Source organism: Paenibacillus sp. FSL W8-1187 (genome assembly GCF_037965485.1).
Lineage (GTDB): Bacteria > Bacillota > Bacilli > Paenibacillales > Paenibacillaceae > Paenibacillus_O > Paenibacillus_O pasadenensis.
The window spans coordinates 1,411,591-1,438,164 of the sequence record NZ_CP150181.1 but is presented as its reverse complement, the minus strand read 5'-3'; the positions used below and the strand labels follow the sequence as shown (position 1 = coordinate 1,438,164).

The window sequence follows — 26,574 nt, the reverse complement described above, 5'->3', positions numbered from 1 at the left end:
GTAACTATATGTGGACGAACCGGCGATTCATGAATCAATGGACTCGCGAAGCGGCATCGTCTCCCTGCCGCTCTGGCCGCTTCGGCTGAAGCGGTAGCGAAACGTCAGCGCAAGCAAGCCGACAACGACGAACAGCCCCGCATAAATGAGGCCGAACACCGGAAAAGCCCCAACGCCCGTTCCGCCGCCGAAGCTATCCAGCAGACGGCTGAACGCCGCTCCCGCCGCGGCTCCGGTCAGGAAGTTGAGCAGCGAGACGAGCCCCATCCCGGCGCCCGCCTGATCGGACGGCAGCGTGCGGGAGACGGAGTTCATGAGGGAGATCTGCAGCATCGTCTGGCCGAGCTGGCCAAGCACGAGCGCCCCTCCGGCGATCCAAGGCGATGCTCCGGCGAGCAGCGCCATCAGGCCGAAGAAGGTCAGCAGCAGGCTGGCGGCGACGTAGAAGACGTACGCGTTGCCTTTGCGGTCCGCGAGCCGCCCGGCGGCGCGGCCGAGCAGCGCCGCGAGTCCGGCCGCCGGCACCATCGCGAAGCCGATGACGCCGGGACTGAGCTCATGCACGGAGGAGAGCAGCTGCGGCGTCAGGAAAGGCAGCGCGTAGCCCGAGACCATCGCCAGCATCATCAGCAGCAGCCCTTGGCGATAGGCAGGGATGCGGAACAGCGCCGGCCGCAGGAACGGCTCCCGCGCCGTGCGCAGCCGCAGCGCCAGCAGCAGGGCGAGGACGAGGCCGGCCGCGGCGTACCAGAGGCTCCATTCCGTCAGCGCGAGCAGCAGCGAGGCGCTCGAGCCGGCCAGCAGCAGGCCGCCGGCGAGATCGAGCGAGCCGCCTTTGGCCGGCTCGTCGACGAGATAGCGGCGGAACAGCGGAAGCGTGAGCAGCACGAGCAGCGGCGCGCAGAACAGCCAGCGCCAGTGCAGCGTGCTGACGACGAGCGCGGCGAAAATCGGTCCGATCGCGTTGCCGAGCGCGAGCGCGGAGGCGGTCATCCCGAGCGCGCGGCCGCGGACGGCCGGCGGGAAGTAGCGGATCGGGATGATCATCGCGGCGGCGGGCACGACGGCCGCGCCCGCCGACTGGATGAGGCGGCCGGCCAGCACCGCCCCGTAAGAGCTGGAGACGAGGCCGATGAAGGAGCCGATGATGAACAGCGAGAGGCCGAACGTGAGCAGGTTCTTGAGGCGGAACAGATCCGCCAGCTTGCCGTAGATGGCTGATCCGATCGCGTAGATCAGCATGTAGCCGGTCATCATCCAGCTGACCTGGGACAGCGACAGGCCGAATTCGGCCTTCATCTCGGGCAGCACGATCGTGAACATCATCGCGCTCATCGACGAGATCGCCATCGTGAACGCGAGCACGCCGATCAGCCGCTCGGCGCCTGGCCGGGGCTCGGTTTCGGCAGACGTTGGCGGGACGGACGGAGCGGCGGGCCGTTCGGTGGCGGCTGAGTTAGACGCAGCGGCGGCGGCACGTTCGTCGGCGGAGCGCTCGTCAGCCGGACGTTTATCGGACATAATCCATCATCCTTTCGTTGTAAGCAAGCGCACGCTTGCATTAAGGGCGAATAAAAGGCTAGAGCTTGAGCGCTCTAGCATACAGCTCGACCGAATGGCGGATCACCTCGCGGGATTCCGCGTCCGGCTCGGCCAGGTCGGAGTGAAGGCGGCTGATGAAGCAGCCGTAATTGACGTACATGAACGACAGCGCGAGCGTATCGGGCGGCTCGGCGCGAATGAGGCCGCGACGCTGCTGGTCGGTGAAATAGTCCCGCAGCAGCTCGCGCAGCTTTTCCCGATGGCGCGTGTGGGCATGCTCGCCGATCGGAAGCGATGCACCTTCCTTGTGCACGATCCGAATCAGCTTCTTGTTGCGGAACATCGCTTGCTGATACGTCTGGGCGATGAGGTGCAGGTCGCGCTCCAGCTCTCCCGTCAGCCGCGTCGCGAACAGCTCCGTCATGATGTCCGCATAATGATAGCGGTCGAGCGCCGCCTCCAGCAGGTTCGACTTGCAGCCGAAATGCCGGAACAGCGTCACCTCGTTGACGCCTGCGGCTGCGGCGATTTCCTTCGTCGAGGCGCCGAGATAGCCTTTTTCCGCCATCACCTCGATCGCCGCCAGCAGCAGCTTCTCCGCCGTCGATCTGTTCGTCTCCACTTCCCGCACTCCTCCCTTCCCTTGTGGTCGCTGTAAATGATGCTGGCTAGCACTCGTCGATTGCGTCGTGAGTGGGTGTGACTACGCTCATGTGACCGCTCGTTTTACTCTCGATGCTCGTGTGGCGTTCACGATTATTTATTTCGATGCTGCGCGCCTGATGCAAGTGTTCACTTGCATCTATTGGAGCTAGTATATGCCTTCCCCATTCGTCCAGTCAACGATTGAATAGCAGGCTGTTGCTTCGTGTGGCCGAGGGAGAGCCTTCCCTCGTTTTCACGCTGCTCGCCTGCAAAACCGATCCGCTCTCCCCCAACTGACCTCCCCTGTGGCGGCGCTACGCGGAAAAACCGAGCAACTCTGCTCGAACAGCGGCTCCAGCGGGGGCGTTGCTCGGATAAACCGAGTAACGCTGATCTACCTGCCCTATCCCGGTCGGCGTTAAGTCGAAAAATTCGACTTAATGGCCTCTACTCCGCTCCCCCCCGCCCATCCGGGCTTGGCGCCGGGCGATGCGCCGTCCCAGGCCGGCCCCGGCCGCAAGCCCGCAACGCAAAAAAGCGCCCGCACGGCCTGATGCCGGGCGGACGCTTCTTTGAGCAACAGGAGAACTGGCCTACAGCTCCCAATCCTCGCGAACGGCGAGGTAGAGCGCGGCCAGATAGGGCCGCGAGTCGGGGTAGGCCGCCCGGCTATGGCCGAGCTTCTCGGTGAAATGCAGCCAGATGCGCTGCTCCAGCCCCTGCGCGCCGACCGGCGGCTTCGGATCAAGCCGCTCGGCCCAGCCGGACAGCAGCTGCCAGTCGCGCTCGTCGAGCAGCGCGCGCTCCGCCGCGCCGAGCTCGCCGGCCAGGTCCGGCAGCAGCAGTCCCTTGGCCTGCAAGCGGGCGATCCGCTTGTCGATGCGCGCGCGGCGCTTCCGCTGCTCCGCCGTCGCCTCCGCGACGACGATCGTGCCGGCGACCATGTCGCCGAAGCGCTTGTCGGCGCGGCTGAAGAAGATCGCCGTGCTGCCGGCGAAGTAGCCCATCGGCAGGAAATCGAGCAGCCGGAACAGGTTGCGGATGACGACCGGCAGGATCGTCGCCGACTGGCCGCTCGCCTGGAGCACGCGGAGGCCCATCGCTTTTTTGCCGAACGTCTGCCCGCCGCGGTACGCCTCCATCACGATGAAGTAGCCGACGTTCATGACGATCAGCAGCAGGAACATGCCGGCGAACAGGTAGTCGTAGCCGTCGTTCGGGAACCAGGACGAGGACAGCAGGTAGATCGAGCCGGCAGTCCCGAACACGACCAGCGCCGACGCTGCGAGCAGCAGCAGCGCGTCGATCAGATGGGCGATCGCCCGGCTGCCTAGGCCGGCGGTCCGCAGCTGCAGCCGCACCTGCTCCGGCGTGACGAATGTCGTCTGTCTTTCGGAATAAGGATCTCTCATCGTCATGATCGGCCTTCCTTTCGAAATCGGGAGGCAGGCAGGCTCAGCGATCCTCGCGCGTCTCCGCCTCCGCTCCCGCCGCCCTGCTCGCGCTCGCCGCGCTTCGCGCCGTAGACGCAGTAGGCCGCGAAGGCGGCCAGCGTCAGGCCGGCGACGCCGTACTTGAGCTCGAGCGGCAGCGAAGCGGGCGTGATGTAGCCTTCGATGAGGCCGGCGATGACGAACAGCGGGATCGTGCCGAGCAGCAGCAGCGCGGATTCCTTGGCGGCCTGCACGAACACGATGCCGCGCGGCAGCTCGCCGGGCACGAAGAACTTGTAGCCCATGTAGAAGCCCGAGCCGCCCGCGATGAAGATCGCCGCCAGCTCGATGATGCCGTGCGGCAGGATGTAGGCCCAGAACGTATAGGTGTACCCGGCCTGCGCGAACACGGCGGCGAGCCCGCCGACGAGCATCCCGTTGAAGGCCATCAGGTAGATCGTGAACAGGCCGAGCGTGACGCCGCTCAAAAAGGCAAGCACGGCCACGCGGATGTTGTTGGTCATGATCTCGGCGGAAACGATCGCGCTGTTGATGTCGCCGCGGTCGTCGGCCGTGCGCGCCGGATCGATGCGGTCGGCCATGCCTGCTGGCAGCAGCGAGTGGACCGCCGCCGAATTGTCGCGCACGGCCAAGTAGCCGAGCAGCATGCCGAGCAGCAGCAGCGCCCCCGCCAGCGCGATGAACGGCAGCCGCCGCTTCAGCAGCAGCGGGAAGCCCCAGAGCAGGAATTCGAGCGGCTTGCTGCGTCCGGCCGCGCCGCCCGCATACAGCTGGTTGTGCGCCCGCGACACGAGGTCGCCGAGCAGCAGCGCCGCCTCGCTCGCGGGCGCATGCGTCTGCAGATAGGCCAGATTCGCCGAAGCGCTCCGGTACAGCTCCGCGAACCGGTCGAGCTGAGCGGCGTCCGGCCGCGCCTTGCGCCGCCCGAGCTGGCCGAGCAGGCCCTCGAGCTCCGCCCAGGCCGGCTTGTGCCGCCGGATGAATGTCGTCGTGTCCATGTTGGCTCCTCTCCTGACCTTTGCCGGATCAGATCTTGTCGCGGATGTCGAGATAGGCGCTCACCGCGCTGGTCGCCAGCTGGTCCGGAGAAGCGTCGAGCATCGGCACGCCGCCGCTGCCGAGCCGCCGCACGAGCAGCTGCCGCTCCAGCGCGTAAGACGCCGCCATGCTCCGCACATAGGCGTCGCCGGCCGTCTCGGGAGGCCGCTCCTCGAGCTCGCGCAGCGCCGGATTTTGCAGCGACATCAGCACGAGATGATGCTGCTTGCGCAGCTTGGCCGCGTACGGCAGCAGCTCGGCGTCATGCAGGTAATGATCCATGTCGGAAAAAAGCACCGCGAACGAGCGCCGCCGCACGCGCTGCAGCAGGAAGCCGAGCCCTACGGCGGCCCCCGCCTCGGCGTAGTCCGGCGCGATGTCGCTCGCCGCGCGGGTCAGCGTCTGCAGCTGCTCGAGGCCGCGGCCGGGCGGGATGAACAGCTTGACGCGGCTCGAATAAGCGATCAGCGCGACGAGATCGCCCTGCCGGAGCGCGGCGGCGGCCAGCGTCAGCGCCGCCTCCAGCGTCCGGTCGAGCTTGACCCGGCCGTCCATCTCGACGCCCATCTGGCGGCCGCAGTCGAGCAGCAGCACGAGCGTCTTGCCCTTTTCGGGCCGGTACAGGTTGGTCAGCAGCCGTCCGGAGCGCGCCGTCGCCCGCCAGTTGACCTCGCGGATGTCGTCGCCGGCCGCATACTCGCGGATCGCGTCGAACTCCGTGCCGCCGCGCTGGCGGCGGTGGATCCGCTTGCCGTCGACGAGCAGCGAGTCCTGCGCCGAGGCGAGCACGCCGCGCACGCCCGACAGGTCGGGATCGATGCGGATGCCGTCCTCGACGGCGAGCTGCGCCTGCTTGCGCCACAGGCCGAGGCCGCCGCTCCAGCGCAGGTCCACCTCGCGGAAACGAAACCGCCCGCGCTCCAGCGCGCGGAGGCGGTACGACGCCTGCAGCCGGCCGCGCTCCAGCATGCCGGCCGCGCTCCGCCCGTCCGGACGGTCGAAGCGGTCCGGGATGTCGTCGGCAAGCTCCACGCGCAGCGGCAGCGCCGTGCGGCAGGTCAGCTCCAGCCGGACCGCGAACTCGCGGCCGATCTCGGCGCTCTCCGGCAGCTCGCGGCGCGCCGACCAGGCGGACGCACGCGGCAGCCGCGCCAGATCGGCGGCCGACAGCGCGGCGAGCGCGGCCAGCCAAAGCGCGGCGGCCTCCAGCTCGCGGCCGGCCGCTCCGGCAAGCGCGGCCGCAGCCCCGCCGCCGGCCGTCCACCAGGCTAGCCGCGGCGTCGGCAGAGGCGCGCGCCGCAGCAGCCGGTCAGCGAGGGACCGGAACCGATGCCAGCGTTTGCCGGATGATGCTTTCACCGGTCATCCCCTCCAGTTCCGCCTGCGGCGTCAGCAGCAGCCGGTGGCGAAGCACCGGAAGCGCCATTTCCTTGATGTCGTCCGGCGTCATGTAGTCGCGTCCTTCGAGCAGCGCCCAGGCGGACGCCGCCCGCAGCAGCGCGATGCCCGCGCGCGGACTCGCGCCGAGCTGCACGCCGTCGGCGTCGCGCGTGGCGCGCACGAGCGCGGCGACGTAGCCGTAGATGGCGTCCTCGACGACGACGTCCTCGACCCGGCGCTGCAGCTCCAGCAGCTCCTCCGGCGAGACGGCCGGCTCCGGCGCCGCTTCGCGGATGCTGCCGGCCCGCCGATGCGAGCGCAGGATGCCGATCTCCGCCTGCTCGCCCGGATAGTCCAGCACGAGCTTGAACAGGAACCGGTCGAGCTGCGCCTCCGGCAGCGGATACGTGCCGTCGTACTCGACCGGATTTTGCGTCGCGACGACGAAGAACGGCTCCGGCAGCGCGTAGGTCGTGCCCTGGATCGTCGTCTGCCGCTCCTCCATCGCCTCCAGCAGGGCGGCTTGCGTCTTCGGCCCGGAGCGGTTGATCTCGTCGGCGAGCAGCACGTTCGTGAACACCGGCCCTTTGACGACGGAGAAGCTCTGCTCCTGCATGCTGTAGGTCACGCTGCCCGTAATGTCGCCCGGCAGCAGGTCCGGCGTGAACTGGATGCGCCGCCAGCCGCAGCCCGACAGCGCCGCCAGCTCGCGCGCCAGGCTCGTCTTGCCGAGTCCCGGCACGCCCTCCAGCAGCACATGCCCGCCCGCGACGAGCGCGGTGACGAGCAGACGGACGTTGCGGCTCTGACCATGGATCCGCCGCTCCAGCGATTCGACCAAGTGATTCATCTTCTATGTCCCCTTCCCGGCTCGGCGCCGCCTCGCAGCAGCGCCGCCAGCTCGCTTGCTTCCTTGGATCTTGCCGTAAACTCGCGCCGCGCCGCCTTGCGGCCGGCGGCCTGCAGCGGCCGCTCCTCGAGCGCCCGCCGCAGGCGCAGCGCGTCCTCCTCGCTCCAGCGGCTGCGGGCGGCCGCGGCCGCCTGCTCCGGCGACGCCGCCGCAGGCAGCCCCCAGCGCTGCGCCAGCTGCTGCCGCAGCCGCCGCCGCTGCCGCTCCAGCGCCTCGTCCATGAGGCCGAAGCGCTCGTACCAGGCGGCCAGCGCCCGCACTGTCTCGTCGCCGCGCCGCACCGTCCACTCCCGCGGCACGCGCGTCGGACCGAAGCGCTTGCCGGCGCTCCAGAGCGCGAGCAGCAGCGCCAGCAGCAGCAGCGCGCTCGCCAGCAGCAGCGGACGCGGCAGGACGGCGAACGCCCCCGGCGCGGACGTATAGCCGTGATGCTGCTCGTCGAACAGGATCTCCGTCCAGCTTCCCGCGAGCAGCGCGGCCATCAGCTCGGCATGCGAGCCGCTGAGCGCCGTGCCGTTCTGCATCCAGCGCGGCTCGACGACTAGCGTCGCGGAGCCGGAGCCGACGCTCTGGCGCGCCGCCAGCGTGCCGCGCTCGTCGGTCACGAGCGCTTCGCCCTCGCCGTCCAGAACGGCGATCCGCGGCGACGCCTCGGCCTGCGCCTCATCGGCGCCCGGGCCGAGCAGCGCCGACGCGTCCACGGCGAAGAGGGGAGCCTCTTCGTCCGTCCCGGCCTCTTGGTCGCCGCTTACCTTTTCGTCCGATTCAGCCTGTTCATCGGACCCGGTTGCCTCGGACGGCTCGCCTTCATCCGGCGTCGCGCTCCAGCCTTCCGTCAGCTCCCAGAACGGCTGATCCGGCAGATCGCCGAGCAGCAGCACGGAATTCCCCGTCTTCAGCCACTCGTGCAGCGCCTGCCATTCGACCCCGCTGACGCCGGCCGGCTCCGCGGCGATCAGCAGCCGGCCCGAGCCGGCCGGCAGCTCGTCCCAGCGCTGCCGCCACTCGCCGACGAGCGGATGCCGCTCCTGCAGCAGCTCGCGCCATGCCTTGAGCCCGTCCGTATCCGACGAGAAGCTCAGGTTCGGCGGCTCGTCCCGCAGCTGCGGCCGGCCCAGCAGCAGGCCGAGCAGCAGGAACAGCGCCGCAAAAAGAGCCAGCAGCCAGACGCTGCGCTTGCTCCCCATCCTCATTGCGGCACCTCCTTGCCTTCGGCCTCAGCCAGCAGCGCCTTCAGCTCGTCGTACTGAGCCTGCGACGCTTCCAGCCGGCCGTACCAGACGCGCTCGAACAGCCCCATCGCTCCGCGCAGGGCGGGCGCATGCGCAGAGCCGGCCGCAGCCAGCTCCTCCAGGTACTCGCGGTTCGTCTTCCACGCTTCGACCCTCAGCTCTCCGCGCTCCTCCAGCCGGAACAGGAAAGCGAGAAAGACGGCGCGCACGCCGTCCCTCCACTGTCCGCGCTCAGCGAAGCCTTCGCCGAGCCGGGCGTAATGCCGCCAGGAGCGGCTGTCATCGCCCGCCTCCATCCAGACGCCGGAGCGCAGCCGGCCCGCCGGCCCGAAGCGGCGCAGCAGCAGCCAGCCCATCCAGCCGAGGAAGGCGGCGAGCGCGACGACGATCAGGATGGACAGCAGGCTGATCGTGCCCGGTCCGGGCTTCAGGTCGGGGAAGATCGCGGCGAGCAGCCGTCCGAGCTGCTCCACGATCCAGTCCCACAAGGAAAAGCCCGGCTCCTTGCGGTAGGCGGTATATTCCTCGCGGGAGAGGATCTCCTCCAGCTGCCCCCTTTCCGTCATGGACGAGGGCCGTCCCCGGAGCTGCCGCCCTCATCGGAGCGGTCCGTGCGGTCCGGAGCGCCGTAGCCGCCGCCCCAGCCCGCCGGAGGAGGAGGCGGCGTCTGTCCGCCGTAAGGCTGCGCTCCGTCGAGCAGCGTCTCCAGTCCCCAGCCCTCGCGGCGCACGCGCAGGTCGAAGAACGCGATCGCATACGGCAGCACCCACAGCGATCCGATCAGGATCGAGACGAGCGAGTCGACGAGCGAGTTCAGCACGCCTCCGCCGAAGATCGCGGCCGAGCCGAGGCTCAGCACCCCAGTGAAGATGGCGAGCAGGATCCAGAGCACGAGGTAGAGCAGCAGCAGGCGCCAGAAGCTGCCTTTGGTCAGGCGCCAGCTCGCGCCGACGCCCGTGCCGCTCTCGTTCAGCGCGACGAACGGCAGATAGAACGCCCAGCGGACCGCGAAGAACGTGATCAGCAGCAGGACGCCGATGACTGCGGGAACAAGCAGCAGCATGGCCGGCCCTGCCCCCGCGTCCGTGCCGGACAGCGCCGCGGCGAACAAGATTCCAACCGCGAAAGCGAACGCGACGACAACGAGCAGATACAGCCCGAGCATGATGATGCCGTACAGCAGCGTGCTGCCGGTCAGCGGCCAGAGGCGGCGGAAGCCTTTTTTGAGCAGCTCGCCCGCGCTCGGAATTTCCTCGCCGCGCAGATGCGCCTGCACGAGATGCACGATCGCCGCGACCGAGACCGGTCCGAGCAGCAGCATGAGCACGAAGCCGAGCAGCATCGCCAGCACGGCGCCTCCGCTCAGTCCGGCTCCTTCGCCTGATTCGATCGACTGCAGGTAGCCGTCGATGCCGCCATTCCGGATGGTATCCATGAGTCCGGAGGTCGTGTTGGACGAATCGGTGGCGAGCGCCATCGAGACGATCGCCATCGGGCCGTACAGCGCCAGCATGATGATCGCCAGCGTCGTGAAGTGGGTGCGGTACAGCTGGAAGCTGCGGTCGAGAATGCGGCCGATCCCCATCGGCCTCAGTTGTTGCGGTTGCTGCATGAATGTCCACCCTCCCTATGTATGAAGCCATGCCAAGTGCTGCCCGCCTGCAGGCGCACCACGATTATTATACTACGGATCGCAGGCCCGAGACGGTTCCTTTTTCCTTATGCTCCCAAAAGAATAAAAATTCGGGCGGTCCGCAAGGAACCGCCCGCCAGAGGGGCTTTCGCGCGCCAGCCCGTGCCGCCGGCAAGCCCGTCGAATGGCTTCAGCGCCGGCCCGTGCCGCCGGCAAGCCGGGCGAGCTGCTCCAGCACCGGGCTGCCGGAGTCGAGCGTGATGCGGTCCATGCGCTCGGCGAGCCGCTCCAGCATCTCCAGCTCCTTGAGCCGGTAAAGCGTCTCGTTCTCCTCCATCAGCTTGGCCGTGTTCAGCAGGCTGCGCGTCGAAGCCGTCTCCTCGCGGCGGGTGATGAGGTTCGCCTGCGCCTTCTTTTCCGCCAGCAGCACGGTATTGAGAATGTCGCGCATCTCGCCCGGCAGAATGACGTCCTTGATGCCCGCGCCAAGGAATTCGACGCCGCTCGCGGCCCCGACCGTCCGCAGCCGCTCCAGCGCCTCGGACGCCGCCTCGTCGCGCGCGGCGAGCAGGCGGTCGAGCGTCCTGCCGGCGACGATGTCGCGCAGGATCAGCTGCAGCGAGGCGTGCAGATGCTCGGACAGCGAGCGGATCTCGAGCGTGCGGCGCGGGTCGCTGACGCGGTATGCGCTGACGAAGTTGAGCCGCAGCGTCACCTTGTCGGCGGTCATCATCTCCTGGCCGTGCAGCTCAAGCTGCTGGCGGCGCAGATCGACCTTCTGGACCGACGCCTTGACCGGACCGCGCCAGAACCGGTAGCGGCCGGGACCGAGCTCGCGCTGCAGCTCATGGTCGTAGAAAAGGAAGCCGCGCTCCCAGCTCTCCACCTCCAGCGTCTGCGCATATGGCCCGATCCGCTCCGCGAGCTCCGGCTCGAGCGCCGCCGAAACGTCCGGCTCGCGCATATCGATGCGCTGGAACTCGTGGCGGCCGCCCGCTTTCCAAAAAGCATGCAGGCCCGGGGGCAGCAGCCGTTCGAAGCGCCCGTCGATGCGGTGAGCGGCGTATTCGCCGTCGCCGACCTCTACGACGTCGAGCTCCGCGGCGAGCCTCGCATCCTGCAGGTAGACGGCCAGCGGACCGTCCGGCGGCAGGAACGGCTCGTCGACGCGGCAGGCGACCGCGGTCTCGCAGCGCAGCCGGATCAGCCGCTTCGTTCCAGGCAGGAGCAGTCCTGCATAGCTTCCTCTCCGGTACAGCAAACCGCGCTCGGTCGGCTTGATCGTGACGATTTCGAACATATCGATCATCTCCTTGTATGAGGGCGTGTTTGCATCCTTCGAAGGAAGCCGAATATGGCCGAATTTTTGATTCCTGCGAGGAACGTAGGCGAAAGCGTACCGGGGGTACGTCGAGCCTGCGTGACGAAGCAGGGGGCAAAAAGGCGGTGATAGACGCTCCTGAGCGGGGTTGCAAACACGCCCTAAGTAAGCCGCGAGCCGCCTGCGGCGTCGCGCCGCTCGGCAGGCTGCTTCGGCTCGGAATGGCCGGGGTCGGGCGGCATCCGTCCGCTCGCCCGCGCCCCGGAAGCGTCGGCGGAGCGCCTGCGGGCAGGCGGCCTCCAGACAATTTCCCGCTGCCGTCCCTTCGCGCTTCCCTCCTTGCGCCATGGCGCAAGGAGAGTCGCGAGCGGGCGATCGCTGCGGGGGGAATCGTCCTTCTTGCCGCCGCCGGCGCATGGCGCTGCATGGCCTGCTTCCGGCACCGCCCTTGGAGGCGCGGCCGGCGCGGATCGGCGGGATCGGATGCCGGTCCCTCGGGTACTGCGCTCGTAGGCTCTTCGCCGTTTTGAATTCATCAACCATGAACGCCCCTGATAGAGCGTCCGGGATTCGAACCCGGTGAATGAACGAGGAGAAAGGACGGCCGTAGCATGCCTGTCGGATCAGCGTCCCGGCACTGCGGAACAGGGCCTGCGGCCGAAGTTCCCGCCTGTCGCCTGACCTTTCCGCTTCATCATAGCCTCCTGCGGACGGGCGGAACAGGGCGGAAGTATGGCGAAGGCGTCCGCTTGGCGGAAAAAAGCGGCAATCCGGCGCGGAGCCGCCCGGGCAGGAAATCAGGCGTGCCGTCCCGAATAAAGCAGGTTCGACAAAAAAGGCTGGATCGAGCGGGAGGAGGAAGCGAGGATGGCGAGAGAAAGCTTCGACAAGGAGATCGAGCTGCTGCGGCTGCTCGTGCTGACGGGCGGCGCGTTCAGCCGCAAGGAGTCGGCGGAGCGGCTCGGCATCTCGGTGCATACGCTCGACAAGGCGCTGCGAAGGCTGCGCGAGGCCGCTTCGGCCGCTGGCGCGGACGGCGAGCTTGGGCTCGGCCGGCTGCTGCAGGCGAGGCGCGAGCGGGGCGGCGACCCGCTGCTGCTGTTCCTTTTCCGCTCCCGCTCGCTTAAGGAATCGGAAATCGCACGGCTCTCGCTGTTGCAGGGTGAGCTTGGGAAAGGCGGCCGAACGGCCGCGGAGCTGCTCGACGCCTGCTGCGGCGGCTGGCCGGAGGCGTCGCCGTGGCCGGACGAAAAGACGATCCGCTCCGACCTCGCCTACCTCGAAAAAGCCGGCATCGTCGCGCGCGCAGGCGGCCGTCCGGTGCGCTACCGGCTGCGCGACGAGCTGTGGGCGGCGCTGGAGCCCGAGGAGCTGCGGCGGCTCGAGCTGTTCGTGCATGCGATGGCCCACACGCGGGTGCCGTCGGTGCACGGGTTCCTGCTGCAGGACAGCCTGCGCCGCCTGCTCGGTCGGGACGGCGCGCTCAGCGCCGGCGTCGGCTTCGCCTACCGCTACGACTGCCGCATCCTCGACGAGGCGTACCTGCATCCGCTGCTGGCGGCGATCGAGGAGCGGCGCACGGCGAGCTTCGAGTACTTGACGCCGAAGTCGGAGCATCGCTACGCCGCGCGCGGCACCAATCCGCTGCATGCGCGGACCAGCCCGGCGCGGCAGATCGCGATGCTTCCGCTCAAGGCGGTCTACGACCACCAGTACGGCCGCTGGTACGCGCTCGGCTTCACGCGCGTCCACGGGCTGAGCGCCTGGCGGATGGAAGGAATGAGCGGCCTGGCGATCGGCGGGGCCGCCGATCCCGAGCTGTTCGCCCGCAAGCGGGAGCAGCTGGACGCGCGGCTGCGCACGAGCTGGCTCGTCGATCTGGGCGAGCCGACGCGCGTTTCCGTGCGGTTTTTCCGTCCCGAGGGGGCGGAGTACGACTTCGTCCGCGAACGGGTGCTGCTGCAAGGGCAATGGGGCGAGACGACGGAGGAAGGACCGGATTCGTTCCGGTACGACATCGAGGTGAACGGGACGAGGGAGATCCGCCCGTGGCTGCGCAGCTTCGGCTCCAGCTGCGAGGTGCTGGAGCCGGAGGAGCTGCGGCAGGACATGATCGAGGAGTGGAAGGAGCTGGCGGAGACGTATGGAGCTGCTGTTCGACAAGGCGCACAATCATGAGCTGAGCCGCCGCATGGCGGAGGCGGGCGCCGTCGCCGTGACCGGGCGCGAGCGCGCCTGGCTGAAGCTCATGCTGGAGCATCCCGCCGCAGAAGGCTTCCTCGGCTCGGCGGCGCGCGCCAAGCTCGCGGAGCTGCTGGCCGAGGAGCCGCCGCTGCCGCTGGGACATCTGGACGAGAAGGCGCGCAGCCGGGAGCGGCGGCTGTATTCGCCGCTGCTGCCAGAGCTGGCGGCGATCATTGCGGGCCGCAGCGGCATGCGGCTCGCCTACAGCGCCAAGGGCGGCGGCGAGCTGCGCCATGCCGAGGGCTACCCGTACCGGCTCGACTACGCGATGTCGACCAAGCAGTGGTACCTGCTCTGGCACCGGAGCCAGGGACGGCCGCTCATGCGCACGCGGCTCACCCATGCGCATGGCGTGGAGGAGCGGCCGCTGCCGCCGGGCGAGGCGGATCGGCTGGACGCGGCGATCGCGCGGCTGACGGCGCGCTCGCAGGAGGAGGTCGAGCTGGAGCTCCTCCCCCGCTACAACCGCGAGCTGTCGCGCATCCTGTACGCGCTCTCCTGCTTCCGCCAGGAGGTGCGCTTCGACGCCGCCGAGGGCGTCTACCGCATCGCGCTCCGCTATCCGCGGGACGAGCGCGGCTTCCTGCTGCAGAAGCTGCGCTTCCTCGGCAAGCGGGTGCGCGTCGCCGATGGCGCTGCTAGCGCTGCTCTGCAGGAGCAGATGAGAGCCAGCGCGGCGAAGGCGCTGGCCCGGTACGGGATTCGGCTGGAGGCCGTTGCCGAGGCGAAGGCGGAGGTTGAGGCGGGCGAGGCGGAGGCTGGGGCGGGCGAGGACGGGGCAGAGGTATAGGCGGCAGCCGAACGCATCCAAGGCACTTTTATGCCTCCCTCATAATTAAGAGGTTTTCTCACGAATGCTCACTCGTTCGCAGGATTTCACACGATTCTCTTTCGAGACGGTAGGCTTGAAACCGAAGAAGATGGACCGAGAGACGGTTGTGGGCCGCTTTTAGGGCAGGCGGGAACAGAAGTCCGTGAATCACGAACCTCGGCAGGAGCGGTTTTGTCGCACCCTCTTCCACTTGTCCTTTGGCGGTTCACCCTCCCAGATCTCTACGGGTCTATGCCCTCACATTCCTTCGTTTCACCTGGCCAAAGCGTGGAGGCCGATTCGTTTTGGATAACGGGTCTGGGCCCTATTGCATAAAAAACTCGGTTCTCTCGGTGCGTTTCCGTGTAAAATCCCGCGAACGGGTCAGCATTCGTAAATGACAATGGTGTGGCGTGTGGAGGAGCTCGCCTGCTGGTTCGACTAGGCTGCGTTCGACTCTAGGTTGGGGCGGTATCGTTCCCCTTTATTTGCCATTGCGACGAGCATTCGAGCCAGTTTGCCGATCAGACAAATAATGGATTTCTTTCTGGCCATTCCTCGAGCCTGGTTTCGTTCATGGCAGGTTTTGAATTCCGGATGGTCTTTCACCAGACAGAGCACGGCTAGAAACAGGACTTTTCGCAGTAGGCTGTCGCCTCGTTTGGTCAGCTTGACTTGTCCCTTGTACGTGCCGGAACGTTGCGTCGCCAAACTAAGACCAGCGCGGTTCAACAGCTGATTGCCGTGGCGGTAGGAGCTCAAGTCGCCCGCGAGCCCAAGTAGGGCTGCTTGAACCGTTGGTCCCATGCCGCTGCCCAGACTGGCCAGCTGCTCGGCCTGCGGCAGGTCGCGCAGCAGCTCTTCCAGACGCTGGTCGACGGCTTCGATCTGGCGCTTGCCCAGCTCGTACATCTCCAGCAAGTGGCTCAGCGTCAAGATGGCCTCCTCCGGCGCTCGACAGTCGCCAATGCTGCCAGAGGCCGCTTGAATCAGCTCTGCTGCCCGTTTTCGCCCGCTGACGCCCCCAGGCCGCTGCAAGCCTTGCTCGCCCCAATGCCGGATGAAATCGTCCACGCTCCATCGGCGAAGTTCTTTCGGCAGCTGGAGCGACTTGAGCGTAGCTAGAGAACGCACGCCGTCCCAGTTCTTGAACACCGTCGAGTATTCAGGAAAGTACAGGTCGATCCAGCGCACGATCCGGTTTCCCGTCTGCGTCTGATTCCGAACCAGCATGTCACGATGAAGAACGGCGCTTTTCAACCGACCAAACCTCTCGTCCTGCGGCGTATACTCGGTGTAGTACCCTCGTGTTACGACATCCGCGATGACGAGCGCATCTTTCGGGTCGTTCTTGGCGGGACTGTTGTCGCGGTCTTCCTTGTGCCGACGGGTGAGGGCGGGATTGACCAGAACGACCTTGATTCCGCGCTCCAGCAGCCAATGAGCCAGATTGAACCAGTAGTGTCCCGTGGGCTCCATGCCGACGATTGCGGTGGAGAGGCAGTGCTTCTGCATTGCTTGATTCAACCATTGCAGCAGCTGCTCGAATCCGTGGGCGTCATTGGTGAAAGCGTAATGGCGTGGTGTCAAGGTCCGACCACGGAAATTGGTCATCCGGGCGGCATGCTTGTCCTTCGCGATGTCAATGCCGACGATAACATGCTTTTCGGTCATTTGATCCAAACGTTGATCAACCGAGTGCTTTCGAGTAAACTTCATAGTGGAACGTCTCCTTTAGATGAGTTATTAGGGCTCTGACCCGTCGCAACCTCATCTTATAGGAGCGTTCCTTTTTGTGTCCAAGCTCATTTCTTAGCTTATACAGGAATGTTTGGTTGGGCCGGTTCGGCGGGTTTTGAATGCAACCAAGGCACTTCTATGCCTTGGTTGGGCAGGTTCGGCGGGTTTTGAACGCAACCAAGGCACTTCTATGCCTTGGTTGGGCAGGTTCGGCGGGCTCGCGCGATACTACAGCATATAAAGAAGGGGCAGACCAAGGCCGATCCGCTCGGCCTTGGTCTGCCCCTATCTATTGCTGCCTTCACTCTGGCAGCGGCTGGTTGAACGCGCGGAAGACGACCGTCGGCTCCGTCGGCACGTCGCCGGCACGAGTCGCCGCATCCGTGCCGACACTCTCCACATCCGCGGCACGTCCCGCCTCATCCGTGCCAACTCTTCTCGCATCCGTGCCGACACTCTCCGCATCCGCGCCGCGAATCGCCGCATCCGTGCCGACACTGCCCGCATCCGAGGCGCGGATCGCAGCTCCGGCGCCGAACAGCTCGCCGCGGCGAGGCGCGCAGGAGAGCTCCACCCGGCGCGACTCTCCCGGCAGCAGCGTGAAGTACGCCTCGCTCGCCTCCATCCACCAGCCGTCGGTCGTCTCCTCGGGCCGCACATGCAGCGCGGCTTCCGTGCCGTCGTTGGCGACGACAAAGGCTCGGCGCAGGCGCGGACTGGCTGCCGGTCCGCCCGCTTCGGGCGGCGCCTGCTCCCATCCGCCCAGCGGCTCGGCCCGCAGCGCGGCGGCCATCGGCTTCAGCGCGGCAGCATATACCTCCGGCGACCGCGTGGAGAAGAAGTAGTCGACGGGAGGAGGCGCATCCATCCCCTCGATGCGGAGACGGACGAGCAGCAGGCCGTTGTAGGTGTCCTGCACGACCCAGTCCAGCGTTCCGATTCGGAGCGAGCCGCTTCCAGCGCCCGTTTCCCCGCCGGCCGGCGCATCGAACGTCTGCTCATGCAGCAGCGCTCCACGCAAGTCCCTCACTTCGGCACGTACGCGGAGAAGCGGCGTCACATTCGCCTCGAGTCCCTCATTCATCGCCTGGCTCGACTGGCCCGCATCCAGCTCGCGCCCCTCGCCGCTCGCCCTTCCCGCCTGGCTCGCCTCTCTCTCGTCCATCTGCAGATTCGACTGGCTCGACTGGCCCGATGCCAACCCGCCGCCTTCGCCCGTCGCCTGGCTCGCGCCTCTCTCCATCATCGCCGTACCCGCCAGGCCCGCATCCAACCCGCGCCCCTCGCCCGTCGCCAGGCCGGCCACCGGCTCGGGCCCTCTGTGCAGATGCACCGCCGCCTGCAGCCGGCTGCCCGCCGGCGCGTCCAGCGAGCGGTAGTCGAGCGATGCATGCGTGCCCTCAAAGGCGGAGCGGGTCCAGTAGTAGGCCATCTTCGGCTCCATGTAGTAGTCGACGAGATTCGTGCAGCTGGCGTTCGGCCACGGCTCGTTGAGCTGCCAGATGATGCTGCCGCTCTGCCGGCCCTGGCGGCGCCGGTTGGCCTCGAGGATGAAGCGCAGCCCTTCCGCCTGGATCCACTGGCTCGCGTCGGAGAACGCCTGCAGGTCGGCGAAGCCGCCGAACAGCTCCGTATCGCGGCCGAACGTGTCCCACCATTCGCCATGGTGGCGCCAGACGAAGCTCTCCTCCATCGACACCGGCTTCCGATGAGGCTCCGACAGGAACTTGCGCAGGCTTTTCACGCTGCTGACGCCGTCGACGCCGAACTCACTGTGGAACAGATGGTCCGCCTCGGCGTACAGCGGGTAATGGCCCGGATTGCCCATGTACTTCCAGTGGCCGTGGACGTCGTGGCTGACGCCCTTCTCGCTCGTGATGTACTGCCTCGGACCGGACGCCGACGTCGGCAGGAACAGCCGCTGCGGATCATGCTCGGCGACGAGCGCCCGCAAATAGGCGAGATTGGCGTCCTCATAGGTCGAAGGCCGGTCGGGCGCGCTCATCAGCTCGTTGCCGCCGCTCCACACCGCCAGCGACACATGGTTGCGCCGCGTCTTGAGCGCCTGCACGGCGCTGCGGCCGAGCAGCTCGAGGAAGCGCGGCTTTTGGGACGGCTCGTTGTCGATGCCGGAGCTGGACTGGATGAACTCCTGCCAGACGAGGATGCCGAGACGGTCGCACAGGTCGTACAGCTCTTCCTTTTCGATAAGGCCGCCGCCCCACACCCGCAGCAGGTTGAGATTCGCCCGCCGGGCGAGACGCGCGAGCCAGCCGTAGCGCTCCGCTCCGACGTTGCCGTACAGATGGTCGAGCGGCGTCAGGTTCGCGCCTTGAATGTAGATCGGCTGTCCGTTGACGACAAACGTGTACGGCAGCGCGTCGTCCGGTCCGCCCGGGTTGCGCCGGTACTCGATGCGGCGGATGCCGGTCCGCCGAGTCGTCTCCTCCGTCAGCCGGCCTTCCGCGAACAGGCGCAGCCTCAGCTCGTAGAGCGGCTGCTCGCCGTATCCGTTCGGATGCCACAGACGCGGCTCCGGCACCTCCAGCTCGGCCCGGACCGCTCCGTCCACGACCGGACCGCTCCAGCGGGCGGCCGTCCGGCCGTCCGGATCGAGCAGCTCCAGCTCCGCCGCGGCCTCGTCCGTCCCTTTCTCCACGCGCGCGAGGGCCGCCACCGACACGACTCCCGTACCGTCCTCGCGCACATCCGCATGCAGCGCCAGCTCGTCCAGCGAGACGGCGCGGCGGACGCGCAGCGAGACGGTGTCCCAGATGCCGACGTTGACGAGCCGGGTCGAGAAGTCCCACTTGTAGTTGAAGCGGCTCTTCTGCGTGAACGTCTCGCTCGTCTTGCCGATCTGGCCCATCTCGTCCGGCGCCTGCTTGAGGATGATCTGCAGCTCCGCCGTCTCGCGCTCGCCGAGCAGATCGGTCACGTCGTAGACGGCCGGCTCGTACATGCCTTCATGCTCGCCGAGGCGGCGGCCGTTCAGCGAGACGATCGCCTCGTAGTCGAGTCCGGCCAGCACGAGCTCGGCCCGGCAGCCCGGCTCAAGCTCCGGCGGCGCGAAGCGGCCGCGATACACCCACCAGCGGTTCTCCACCCATTCGACTGCCAAGCTGTTCGTATCGACATACGGATCGGGGATGAGCCCCGCCCGGTACAGATCCTCATGCACGCCGCCCGGCACCGTCGCCGGAATCCACTCCGTCACGCCGAGCAGCTCATTGCCGATCTCCATGCTCGTGCCCTTCAGCGGCACCCACGGCCAGAATCCCTTTACTTCCCATGCCGCATCCAGCTTCCGCATCTCCATGTCGCACCCAACCTTCCCTTATTCGAAAGCAAAAGCAAACCTGTTCCTCCATCGTATCAACGCCTTCAAATTAATTCAACTGTTTCGTTTTGTTAAATCCGAATTCGGATCGACGCAAAATCCGATGGCAAAGGAAAAGGGCCGCCCCGCTCGTCGATGGCTCGACGTGCGGGACAGCCCTATTGGATTGCCGTCATTCATATGGCCGGATGGTGCGGATCCGGCCGTCCTCTTCATAAAACAGCTCCGTGAACTTGACGCAGCGCTTGTTGTCGGCGCCGCCGGAGAGCGAGCTGTCGTGGTAGAACAGATACCACTTGCCGTCCCACTCCACGATCGAGTGGTGGGTCGTCCAGCCGACGACCGGCTCCAGGATCGTCCCCTGGTAGACGAACGGGCCGAGCGGATGGTCGCTCGTCGCGTACACGATCTTGTGCGTCGTGCCGGTCGAGTAGGACAGATAGTAACGCCCCTGATGCTTGTGCATCCACGGCCCTTCGAAATAGCGGCGCTCCTCGTCGCCGGCCGCGATCGGCCGGCCGTCTGCGTCCACGATTGACAGCTCCGCAGGTGCGCTCCTCAGCGACAGCATGTCGTCCGCCAGCTCGGCGGCGCGAGGTCCGAGCGCCGGCTCGTCCCCGGTCGGCCCTGCGGCGTCCGGATCGAACGCACCGGCCTGCCATTTTTCCAGCTGTCCGCCCCACAGGCCGCCGAAGATCAAATAGGCGCGGCCGTCGTCGTCGACGAACGCCGCCGGGTCGATGCTGAACGTGCCGTCGATCCAGCTCGGCTCGGCCCGGAACGGACCCTCCGGCCGCTCGCCGACGGCGGCGCCGATGCGGAAGATGCCGTCCTCGTCCCGCGCCGGGAAGAACAGATAATACTTGCCGTCCTTGCAGGCGGCGTCCGGCGCCCACATCTGGCGGGACGCCCACGGCACGTCGCGCACATGCAGCGCTTGGCCGTGGTCGACGCAAGGCGCGTCCGCGGCGTCCATCGACAGCACATGGTAGTCCTCCATGTCGTACTGGTCGCCGTTGTCGTTGGACACGCGCTCGTGGTCGAGGTCATGGGACGGATAGACGTACAGCTTGCCTTCGAACACATGGGCCGACGGATCGGCGGTGTAGATATGGGTGACGAGCGGCTGGTTGAAGCTCGGTTTGGCGGTCATCGTACCATCCTTTCTGGAGTCGCAAGTCGCAGGGGCAGGGGCAGGCTCAGGTGCGGGCTCAGGCGGATCAACCCTTCACCGAGCCCGCCGTCATGCCCTCGACGATCTGGTTGCTGAGCGCGAAGAAGGCGATCAGGATCGGCAGGATGCTGATCATGAGCGTGGCGCCGATCGCGCCCCAGTCGGCCGAGTACTGGCCGATGAAGTTCTGGATGCCGACGGTCAGCGTCTTGAGCGTGTCGCTGCTGATGAACGTGTTGACGAAGACGAACTCGTTCCAGTTGTAGATCATGTTGATGATGACCGTCGTCGCCAGCACGGATGCCGTCATCGGCAGCACGATCTGGAAGAAGATGCGGTTGACGGAGCAGCCGTCCATGACGGCCGCCTCCTCGACCTCGCGCGGCAGCGTCTCGTAGAAGCCGAGCAGGATCATGATCGTCAGCGGCAGGTTGAACGCGGTGTACGCCAGGATGATCGAGAGCGGATGGTCGGTCAGGCCCGCCTTCATGAACATCTGAAACAGCGGGATGAGCGTCGAGTGGATCGGAATCATGATGCCGACCATGAACAGACCGAGCACGGGCTTTTTCCAGCCCCACTTCATGCGCGTCAGCGCGAATGTGACGAGGCTCGCGAGCAGCACGGTCGCGGCGACGGCGGCGACGGTGTACCAGACGCTGTTGAAGAAGTACTGGCCGATGTTGCCCTCGGTCCATACCTTCTCGTAGTTCTCCCACTTGGGGCTGGCCGGCAGCGAGAGCGGAGACTTCGTGAAGATCTCCTGCGTGTCCTTGAGGGAAAAGACGGCGAGCCAGAGCAGCGGGAACACCTGCGCGACGGCGATGAGGGCCAATGCGGCGTACAGGAGCGTCTTCAGGACCGGGCTGGCGGCAGAGCGCCCGGCAGGGCCGGCTTCTGCGCGAGCCGCGGCGAGTCGTTGCGACATGTCGGTTGGCTCCTTTCGCTTACGAGTATTGGACCTCTTCGGACGAGGTGAGCTTGCGGATCAGCCAGGTGACGGCGAGGCAGATGAGCAGCAGGAAAAATCCGATCGCGCTGCCGTAGCCGAAGTCGTAGCTGCTGAACGCCTGCTTGTACATGTAGGAAGCCATGACCTCGCTCGCTCCGTTCGGCCCGCCTCCGGTCATGACGTAGATCAGGTCGAAGTACTTGAGCGAGCCGACGACCGCCAGCACGACGGTCATCTTGGCGACGCCGGCGATGAGCGGCAGCTTGACGCGCAGCGCGATCTGCAGCGGGCTCGCGCCGTCGATCCGCGCCGCCTCGACGAGCGAGGACGGGATGTTCTTGAGCGCCGCGTAGTAGATCAGGATGTAGAAGCCGGCGTACTGCCAGATGATCGGGATGAAGATCGACAGCAGCACGAGGCTCGTGTCAGACAGCCACTCGACCGTGTCGGGCAGGCCGACCGCGCCGAGCAGCGTGTTGAGGATGCCGTTCGTCGGGTGGTAGATCTTGGCCCACAGCTGGGCGATCGCGACCGAGCTCAGCAGCATCGGGATCAGGTACAGCTTGCGCAGCAGGTTCGCGCCCTTGATCTCGCCGGCGAGCACGAGCGCCACCGCCAGATAGCCGAGCAGGCTGAGCGCGGAGAACGCCGCCAGCAGCAGCGAGTGGCCGGCGCTGTCCCAGAACGCCGCGTCGCGGACGAGCTTCGCGTACTGGTCGAGCCCGGTGAACGCCATCTCGCCGATGCCGTCCCATTTCATCAAGCCGTAGTAGCCGGTGAGCACGATCGGCACGTAGATCAGGACGAGCACGAGCAGCAGCGCCGGCAGCACGTAGAGGGCAATCATCTTCTTGTTGGACATCACTTTATCCATGCTTGTTCACGCTCCTTCGCAGGTTCGGGCAGACGGGTGCGGCGGCAAGCGAAGAGGAGGATCTGCGCCCGCCTCGCGGGACAGGTCCTCCTCGGAGGCCGCGCGGCTGCGGAATCAGCCTGCGTCCTGCTTCAGCGCCTCTTCATGCTGCTTGGCGAAGTCCTCCGGCGTCACTTCCTTGCCGAACAGCGCCTGGATCATGTTCAGGTGGACCTGCGCGACGGCCGGGCTCATCTGCACGTCCGCGAACAGCGTGATGTTGCTGGCTTTGCCGAGCTCGTTCAGGATGTCGATGTACATCTGCGGCAGATCGACCTTGGACGTGTCGACCTTGGTCGCCGGGATGACGCCCGCCTTGGTGACCGACTGCTCGCCCCATTTCTCGACGAAGAACTTGACGAACTTCTTGGACTCTTCCTTGACCTTGGAGTTCTCGGCGACGAACAGCCCTACGCCCGGTCCGCCGACCCAGCTGTCGATGTCGCCCTTGCCGCCCTCGATCGTCGGGAACTTGAAGAATCCGACCTGGTCGCGGAACTCCTGCGGGATGGACTCGTTCGTCGTGAAGTTCGGCAGCTCCCATGTGCCCATCAGGTACATGGCCGCCTTGCCGCTCAGGAACTCGGCCTTGCCTTCGTCGTTGGACAGGCCGTTGAAGCCCTTGTTGAAGGCGTTGCCGTCGACGAGCTTGCGCACCTCGTCCGCCGCCTGCACGAGGCTCGGATCCTCGAACGAGCCGGAGCGGTCGATCGCCTTCTTGAGCGTCTCCGCCCCGCCGAGCCGGTCGGCCAGGTACATGTACCAGAGCGAGCCGGTCCAGCGGTCCTTGTTGCCGAGCGCGATCGGCGCGACGCCGTTCTGCTGCAGCGTGTCGACCGCCTTCTGGAAGTCGGCGTACGTCTGCGGCACTTCGAGGTTGTATTTGCTGAAGATCGCCTTGTTGTAGTAGACCGGCGTGATGTTCAGCTCAAGCGGCAGCGCGTACGTCTTGCCGTCCACCGCGTACGCCTCGGTCGTGCCGGAGACGAACGAGTCCTTCAGGCCGCCGGCCAGCGTGTCGTCGAGCGGCGCGAACAGATTGCCTTTGACATAAGGAGTCAGGAACCCCGCCGCCCACGTCATGCCGACATCCGGCAGGTCGTTGGAGGCCGACAGCACCTTGAGCTTGTTCTTGTACTGCTCGTTCTCCAGAATCTCCTGCTTGATCGTCACGTTCGGGTTGTCGGCCTGATATTGGGAAATGATGTCGTTCACGATCATGTTCTGCTGCTTGGAGCTGCCGGCCGGCCACAGATGCATCATCTTGATCGTAATCTTCTCGGCCGAGCCCGAGCCTGCTCCGGCGTTCGCGGCTTCGCCGCCAGCCGAGTTGCCGCCGTTGCCGCCGCTGCCGCCGTTGCCGCCGCAGGCGGTCAGCGCCAGCAGGGACGCCAGCGCGGCCGCGCCCAGCACGGAGGTCGATTTTTTTGCCATGGTGGTGGTTCCTCCCCTTCATCGCTCTTGGATAGCGGTTACATTTCCAATGATAGCGGTTTACCCGGTTTGAAATAAGGTAACGGCGATTAGGGAAAAGTCCGATATTTTCAGGTCTCCTTGCTGTCGGAGAGGCTGCGGCGGTACTGGCTCGGCGTCATGCCCTCGTAATCCTTGAACAGGGTGATGAAATACTTGGCCGTCTGGTAGCCGACCTGCTCGGCGATCTCTCCGACCGGCAGGCCGGTCGAGTAGAGCAGCTTCTTGGCCGCCTGCAGCTTGCTGCGGGCGACGAACTGGCTGAACGTCATGCCGGTCTTGTCCTTAAACAGCGAGCTGAAGTAGCTCGGGTTCAGATGCACATGCTCGGCGACCTCGCGCAAGGTGAGCGGCGTCCGCACGTTGTCCTCGATGAAGCGGATCGCGTCCTGCACCGGCTGCGGCACGAGCCGGTCCTCCTCCTTCAGCTCCGCGAGGCCGAGGTCGACGATCCGCTCCATCGCGCCGAGCCGGCGGCGCTCGAGCGCGATCTCGAGCGCCTGCTCGGCCGCCTCCAGCAGCTTCGCGCGCGTCACCGGCTTGAGCAGATAGTTGACGACGCCGAGCCGGATGCCCTCCTGCGCGTAGTCGAACTCGGAATACCCCGACAGCAGCACCGATACCGGATCGCTGCCCCGCTCCTTGATCGCGCGGATCAGCTCGAGCCCGTTCATTTCCGGCATCCGGATGTCGGTCAGCAGCAGATGGATCGGCCGCTCCGCCGCCAGCTCCAGCGCCTCGTCCCCGTTCTCGGCGGAGAGGATGTCGAAGCGCCCCTCCGCCCAGCCCTCCAGCGTCTTGGCCAGTCCTTGCCTCGTTCTCGGCTCATCGTCGACGATGAGCACGGTCAGCCGGTTTTTCATGCAGTCCCTCCCGGTATGTCGAATCCGACCGTCGTCCCTTCGCCGGGCCTGCTCTCGATGCGCAGTCCGCCCGCCGGCCGATCCTTGTAATAAAGCTGCAGCCGCTTGCTCACGTTGGCGAGCGCCATGCCGCTGCCCTTGCCCTTGCCTTTTCCGGCTCCGTCCGCCGGGCCGCCTGCGCCGAGCGAGTCGCTCAGCGCCTGGACGAGCTCCGCGTCCATGCCCGGACCGTCGTCCTCGACGGCGACCGACCACAGGTCCGGCTCGCCCGCCGGCTCGACCCGCAGCGAGACGGAGCCCGGCCCTTTTTTGGCGCCGACGCCGTGCAGGATCGCGTTCTCGACGAGCGGCTGCAGCAGCAGCTTCGGCATGCGCAGCTCGAGGCTGTCCGGCGGCGCCGAAAGGCTCCACTCGAGGCGGTCGCCGAACCGCAGCTTCATCAGCTGCATGTAGCGCTCCGCATGGTCGAGCTCCTCGCGCAGCGTCACCCACTCGCTGCCGTGCTCGCTGCCGATCGTGTAGCGGAACAGGTCCGACATGGCGACGACGAGATTGGCGAGCTCCTCCTCTTCCTTGTCCTGCAGCGCCCAGAACAGCGCCTCGAGCGTGTTGTACAGGAAGTGGGGATCGATCTGCGCCTGCAGCGCCTTGAGCTCGGTGCGGCTGCGGATGAGCTCCTTCTCGTAGATGACCTGGATCAGGTCGTTCATATGCCCGACGAGCTGGTTGTACGTCTTGGTCAGCTCGTTGATCTCGACGGTCGAGTGGACTTCCGGGCTCGGCCGCAGCTCTCCGAGGCGCGCTCCGCGCATCGTCTTGATGAGCCGCAGGATCGGCCTCGTGATCATCGCGCTCAGGAAAAAGGAGCAGACGAGGCAGATGAGGAAGCCGACCGCGCCAGCCGCGACGATGGCGGTGCGCAGCGCGCCGATGCCTTCCGTCAGGCTTTTCACCGGCGCCAGGATAACGAGCTTCCAGCCCGTCAGCTGGGATGTCTGGCGCACCTGCAGATAGGGTTCCCCGCCGATATCCAGGTTATGGTCGGCCGAGTCCGGCAGCGCCTCCGCCGAGCCGCCGTAGTCGGATGTGATGACGCGGCCTTCGCCGTCGAGCAGCGTCATGAACTCGCGGCGCTCCTGCGCCTCGTCGGCGCCGAGGTCGAACGTGCTGCGCTCGATGCGGACGAGCAGATAGCCCGCGCTCTCGAACGAATGGTCCATCAGCCGCACGCTGCGGACGGCGAGGAAGTACGCCGGGTCCTTCGGATCCTCGCCGATCCACGCCAGCCGGCCGCTGCCCCGATCGGCGAGGGCGATCTGCTCCGGCTGCAGCCGGTCGGTCAGCCGGCTCTCGTCGAGCGGCGACAGGCTGCGGTAATCGCGGGTGAACAGGTCGAACGAAGCGATGCCGTCGGAATACACCTGCAGCGTGCGCACGCTCTGCAGCAGCGACTGCCGCTGGCCGAGCGTCGAGCGGCGGCCGCGGGACTCCTGCAGCAGCAGCTGCTGCACCTCGGAAGCGGTCATCACCTGGCTGGACAGCATGTCCACCTGGCGGTAAAGCGTTTCCAAGCGGCCGATCGCCTCAATCGCCGTCTGCTGCAGCTGGCGCTCCGCGTTGCTTGTGATGACCGTCGATACCCGTCTGTACGTATAGAAGCCGACGAACAGCAGCACGAGCGCCATGACGAGCACGCAGACGGCGAGAATCTGGTTCCGCAGCGTATTGGCGTTGCGCAGCCGCGTTCTCATAGCGGATCTCCCTTTCGTGAAGTGGCTTGGGCTCGAGGGTGAAGCCGTGACTCATTATAGGAGCAGGCGCTCGCGGGACGCAAGGGGGCGGAAAGGCGAGCCGCATTCGGCGCCTGCGGCATGAAGCCGCGGCAGCTGACGGACTTTTGCCGGCATCC

Annotated in this window: 20 protein-coding genes; 2 read left to right on the top strand and 18 right to left on the bottom strand. The window is 66.6% G+C overall.

Going from position 1 to position 26,574, the window contains the following annotated elements:
* Positions 1 to 27: 27 nt before the first annotated feature.
* The 10 genes from NYE40_RS06235 to NYE40_RS06190 form a co-directional block, all read right to left on the bottom strand.
* Positions 28 to 1,521: an MFS transporter gene (locus NYE40_RS06235; protein ID WP_084136751.1), complete on the bottom strand. Its 1,494-nt coding sequence runs from the start codon at positions 1,519 to 1,521 to the stop codon at positions 28 to 30.
* 58 nt (positions 1,522 to 1,579) lie between these two features.
* Complete coding sequence (locus NYE40_RS06230; RefSeq protein ID WP_127464574.1) at positions 1,580 to 2,164, bottom strand: TetR/AcrR family transcriptional regulator; 585 nt, start codon at positions 2,162 to 2,164, stop codon at positions 1,580 to 1,582.
* 616 nt (positions 2,165 to 2,780) lie between these two features.
* Positions 2,781 to 3,605 (bottom strand): RDD family protein, encoded by an 825-nt coding sequence (locus NYE40_RS06225; protein ID WP_339279564.1) that lies wholly within the window; start codon positions 3,603 to 3,605, stop codon positions 2,781 to 2,783.
* Positions 3,602 to 4,639 carry a stage II sporulation protein M gene (locus NYE40_RS06220; RefSeq protein ID WP_339279562.1) on the bottom strand — a complete coding sequence of 346 codons (1,038 nt, stop codon included), beginning with the start codon at positions 4,637 to 4,639 and terminating at the stop codon, positions 3,602 to 3,604. Before NYE40_RS06220 ends, NYE40_RS06225 begins: the two co-directional genes overlap by 4 nt.
* 28 nt (positions 4,640 to 4,667) lie before the next feature.
* Complete coding sequence (locus tag NYE40_RS06215) at positions 4,668 to 6,038, bottom strand: DUF58 domain-containing protein (RefSeq protein WP_339279560.1); 1,371 nt, start codon at positions 6,036 to 6,038, stop codon at positions 4,668 to 4,670.
* The gene (locus NYE40_RS06210) at positions 5,989 to 6,909 is read right to left on the bottom strand and encodes a MoxR family ATPase (RefSeq protein ID WP_028597913.1); all 921 of its coding nucleotides are present in this window, start codon (positions 6,907 to 6,909) and stop codon (positions 5,989 to 5,991) included. The genes NYE40_RS06215 and NYE40_RS06210 overlap by 50 nt, the downstream gene beginning before the upstream one ends.
* Positions 6,906 to 8,162: a DUF4350 domain-containing protein gene (locus NYE40_RS06205; RefSeq protein WP_339279558.1), complete on the bottom strand. Its 1,257-nt coding sequence runs from the start codon at positions 8,160 to 8,162 to the stop codon at positions 6,906 to 6,908. The genes NYE40_RS06210 and NYE40_RS06205 overlap by 4 nt, the downstream gene beginning before the upstream one ends.
* Positions 8,159 to 8,767, bottom strand: a complete 609-nt coding sequence (locus NYE40_RS06200; protein WP_101808680.1) for a DUF4129 domain-containing protein — start codon at positions 8,765 to 8,767, stop codon at positions 8,159 to 8,161. The genes NYE40_RS06205 and NYE40_RS06200 overlap by 4 nt, the downstream gene beginning before the upstream one ends.
* A complete protein-coding gene (locus NYE40_RS06195; RefSeq protein WP_146000507.1) occupies positions 8,764 to 9,813 on the bottom strand; it encodes a glycerophosphoryl diester phosphodiesterase membrane domain-containing protein in 1,050 nt (349 codons plus the stop codon). Before NYE40_RS06195 ends, NYE40_RS06200 begins: the two co-directional genes overlap by 4 nt.
* A 211-nt stretch (positions 9,814 to 10,024) precedes the next feature.
* The gene (locus NYE40_RS06190; RefSeq protein WP_339279555.1) at positions 10,025 to 11,134 is read right to left on the bottom strand and encodes a slipin family protein; all 1,110 of its coding nucleotides are present in this window, start codon (positions 11,132 to 11,134) and stop codon (positions 10,025 to 10,027) included.
* Between the two features lie 888 nt (positions 11,135 to 12,022).
* On the opposite strand from NYE40_RS06190, the gene NYE40_RS06185 reads away from it, so the two are divergent.
* Positions 12,023 to 13,333: a WYL domain-containing protein gene (locus NYE40_RS06185; protein WP_153783042.1), complete on the top strand. Its 1,311-nt coding sequence runs from the start codon at positions 12,023 to 12,025 to the stop codon at positions 13,331 to 13,333.
* Positions 13,299 to 14,189, top strand: a complete 891-nt coding sequence (locus tag NYE40_RS06180; protein WP_339279554.1) for a WYL domain-containing protein — start codon at positions 13,299 to 13,301, stop codon at positions 14,187 to 14,189. The genes NYE40_RS06185 and NYE40_RS06180 overlap by 35 nt, the downstream gene beginning before the upstream one ends.
* Before the next feature lie 462 nt (positions 14,190 to 14,651).
* On the opposite strand, the gene NYE40_RS06175 is transcribed toward NYE40_RS06180, so the two are convergent.
* The 8 genes from NYE40_RS06175 to NYE40_RS06140 all read right to left on the bottom strand — a co-directional run bounded on the left by NYE40_RS06175 (position 14,652) and on the right by NYE40_RS06140 (position 26,416).
* Entirely contained in the window at positions 14,652 to 15,929 is a 1,278-nt protein-coding gene (locus tag NYE40_RS06175) for an IS110 family transposase (protein ID WP_339279552.1), read from the bottom strand.
* A gap of 322 nt (positions 15,930 to 16,251) precedes the next feature.
* Complete coding sequence (locus NYE40_RS06170) at positions 16,252 to 19,269, bottom strand: glycoside hydrolase family 2 TIM barrel-domain containing protein (protein WP_339279550.1); 3,018 nt, start codon at positions 19,267 to 19,269, stop codon at positions 16,252 to 16,254.
* Between the two features lie 193 nt (positions 19,270 to 19,462).
* Positions 19,463 to 20,443, bottom strand: coding sequence for a glycoside hydrolase family 43 protein (locus NYE40_RS06165; protein WP_339279549.1), 981 nt, complete (start codon positions 20,441 to 20,443; stop codon positions 19,463 to 19,465).
* Between the two features lie 67 nt (positions 20,444 to 20,510).
* Complete coding sequence (locus tag NYE40_RS06160; protein ID WP_028597903.1) at positions 20,511 to 21,392, bottom strand: carbohydrate ABC transporter permease; 882 nt, start codon at positions 21,390 to 21,392, stop codon at positions 20,511 to 20,513.
* A gap of 19 nt (positions 21,393 to 21,411) precedes the next feature.
* Complete coding sequence (locus tag NYE40_RS06155) at positions 21,412 to 22,290, bottom strand: sugar ABC transporter permease (protein WP_339279548.1); 879 nt, start codon at positions 22,288 to 22,290, stop codon at positions 21,412 to 21,414.
* Between the two features lie 114 nt (positions 22,291 to 22,404).
* Entirely contained in the window at positions 22,405 to 23,763 is a 1,359-nt protein-coding gene (locus tag NYE40_RS06150) for an extracellular solute-binding protein (RefSeq protein ID WP_153783036.1), read from the bottom strand.
* A gap of 110 nt (positions 23,764 to 23,873) precedes the next feature.
* Positions 23,874 to 24,665 (bottom strand): response regulator, encoded by a 792-nt coding sequence (locus NYE40_RS06145; RefSeq protein WP_153783035.1) that lies wholly within the window; start codon positions 24,663 to 24,665, stop codon positions 23,874 to 23,876.
* On the bottom strand, positions 24,662 to 26,416 hold the full coding sequence (locus tag NYE40_RS06140; protein WP_339279546.1) for a sensor histidine kinase: 1,755 nt from the start codon (positions 26,414 to 26,416) through the stop codon (positions 24,662 to 24,664). Before NYE40_RS06140 ends, NYE40_RS06145 begins: the two co-directional genes overlap by 4 nt.
* Positions 26,417 to 26,574: the final 158 nt, after the last annotated feature.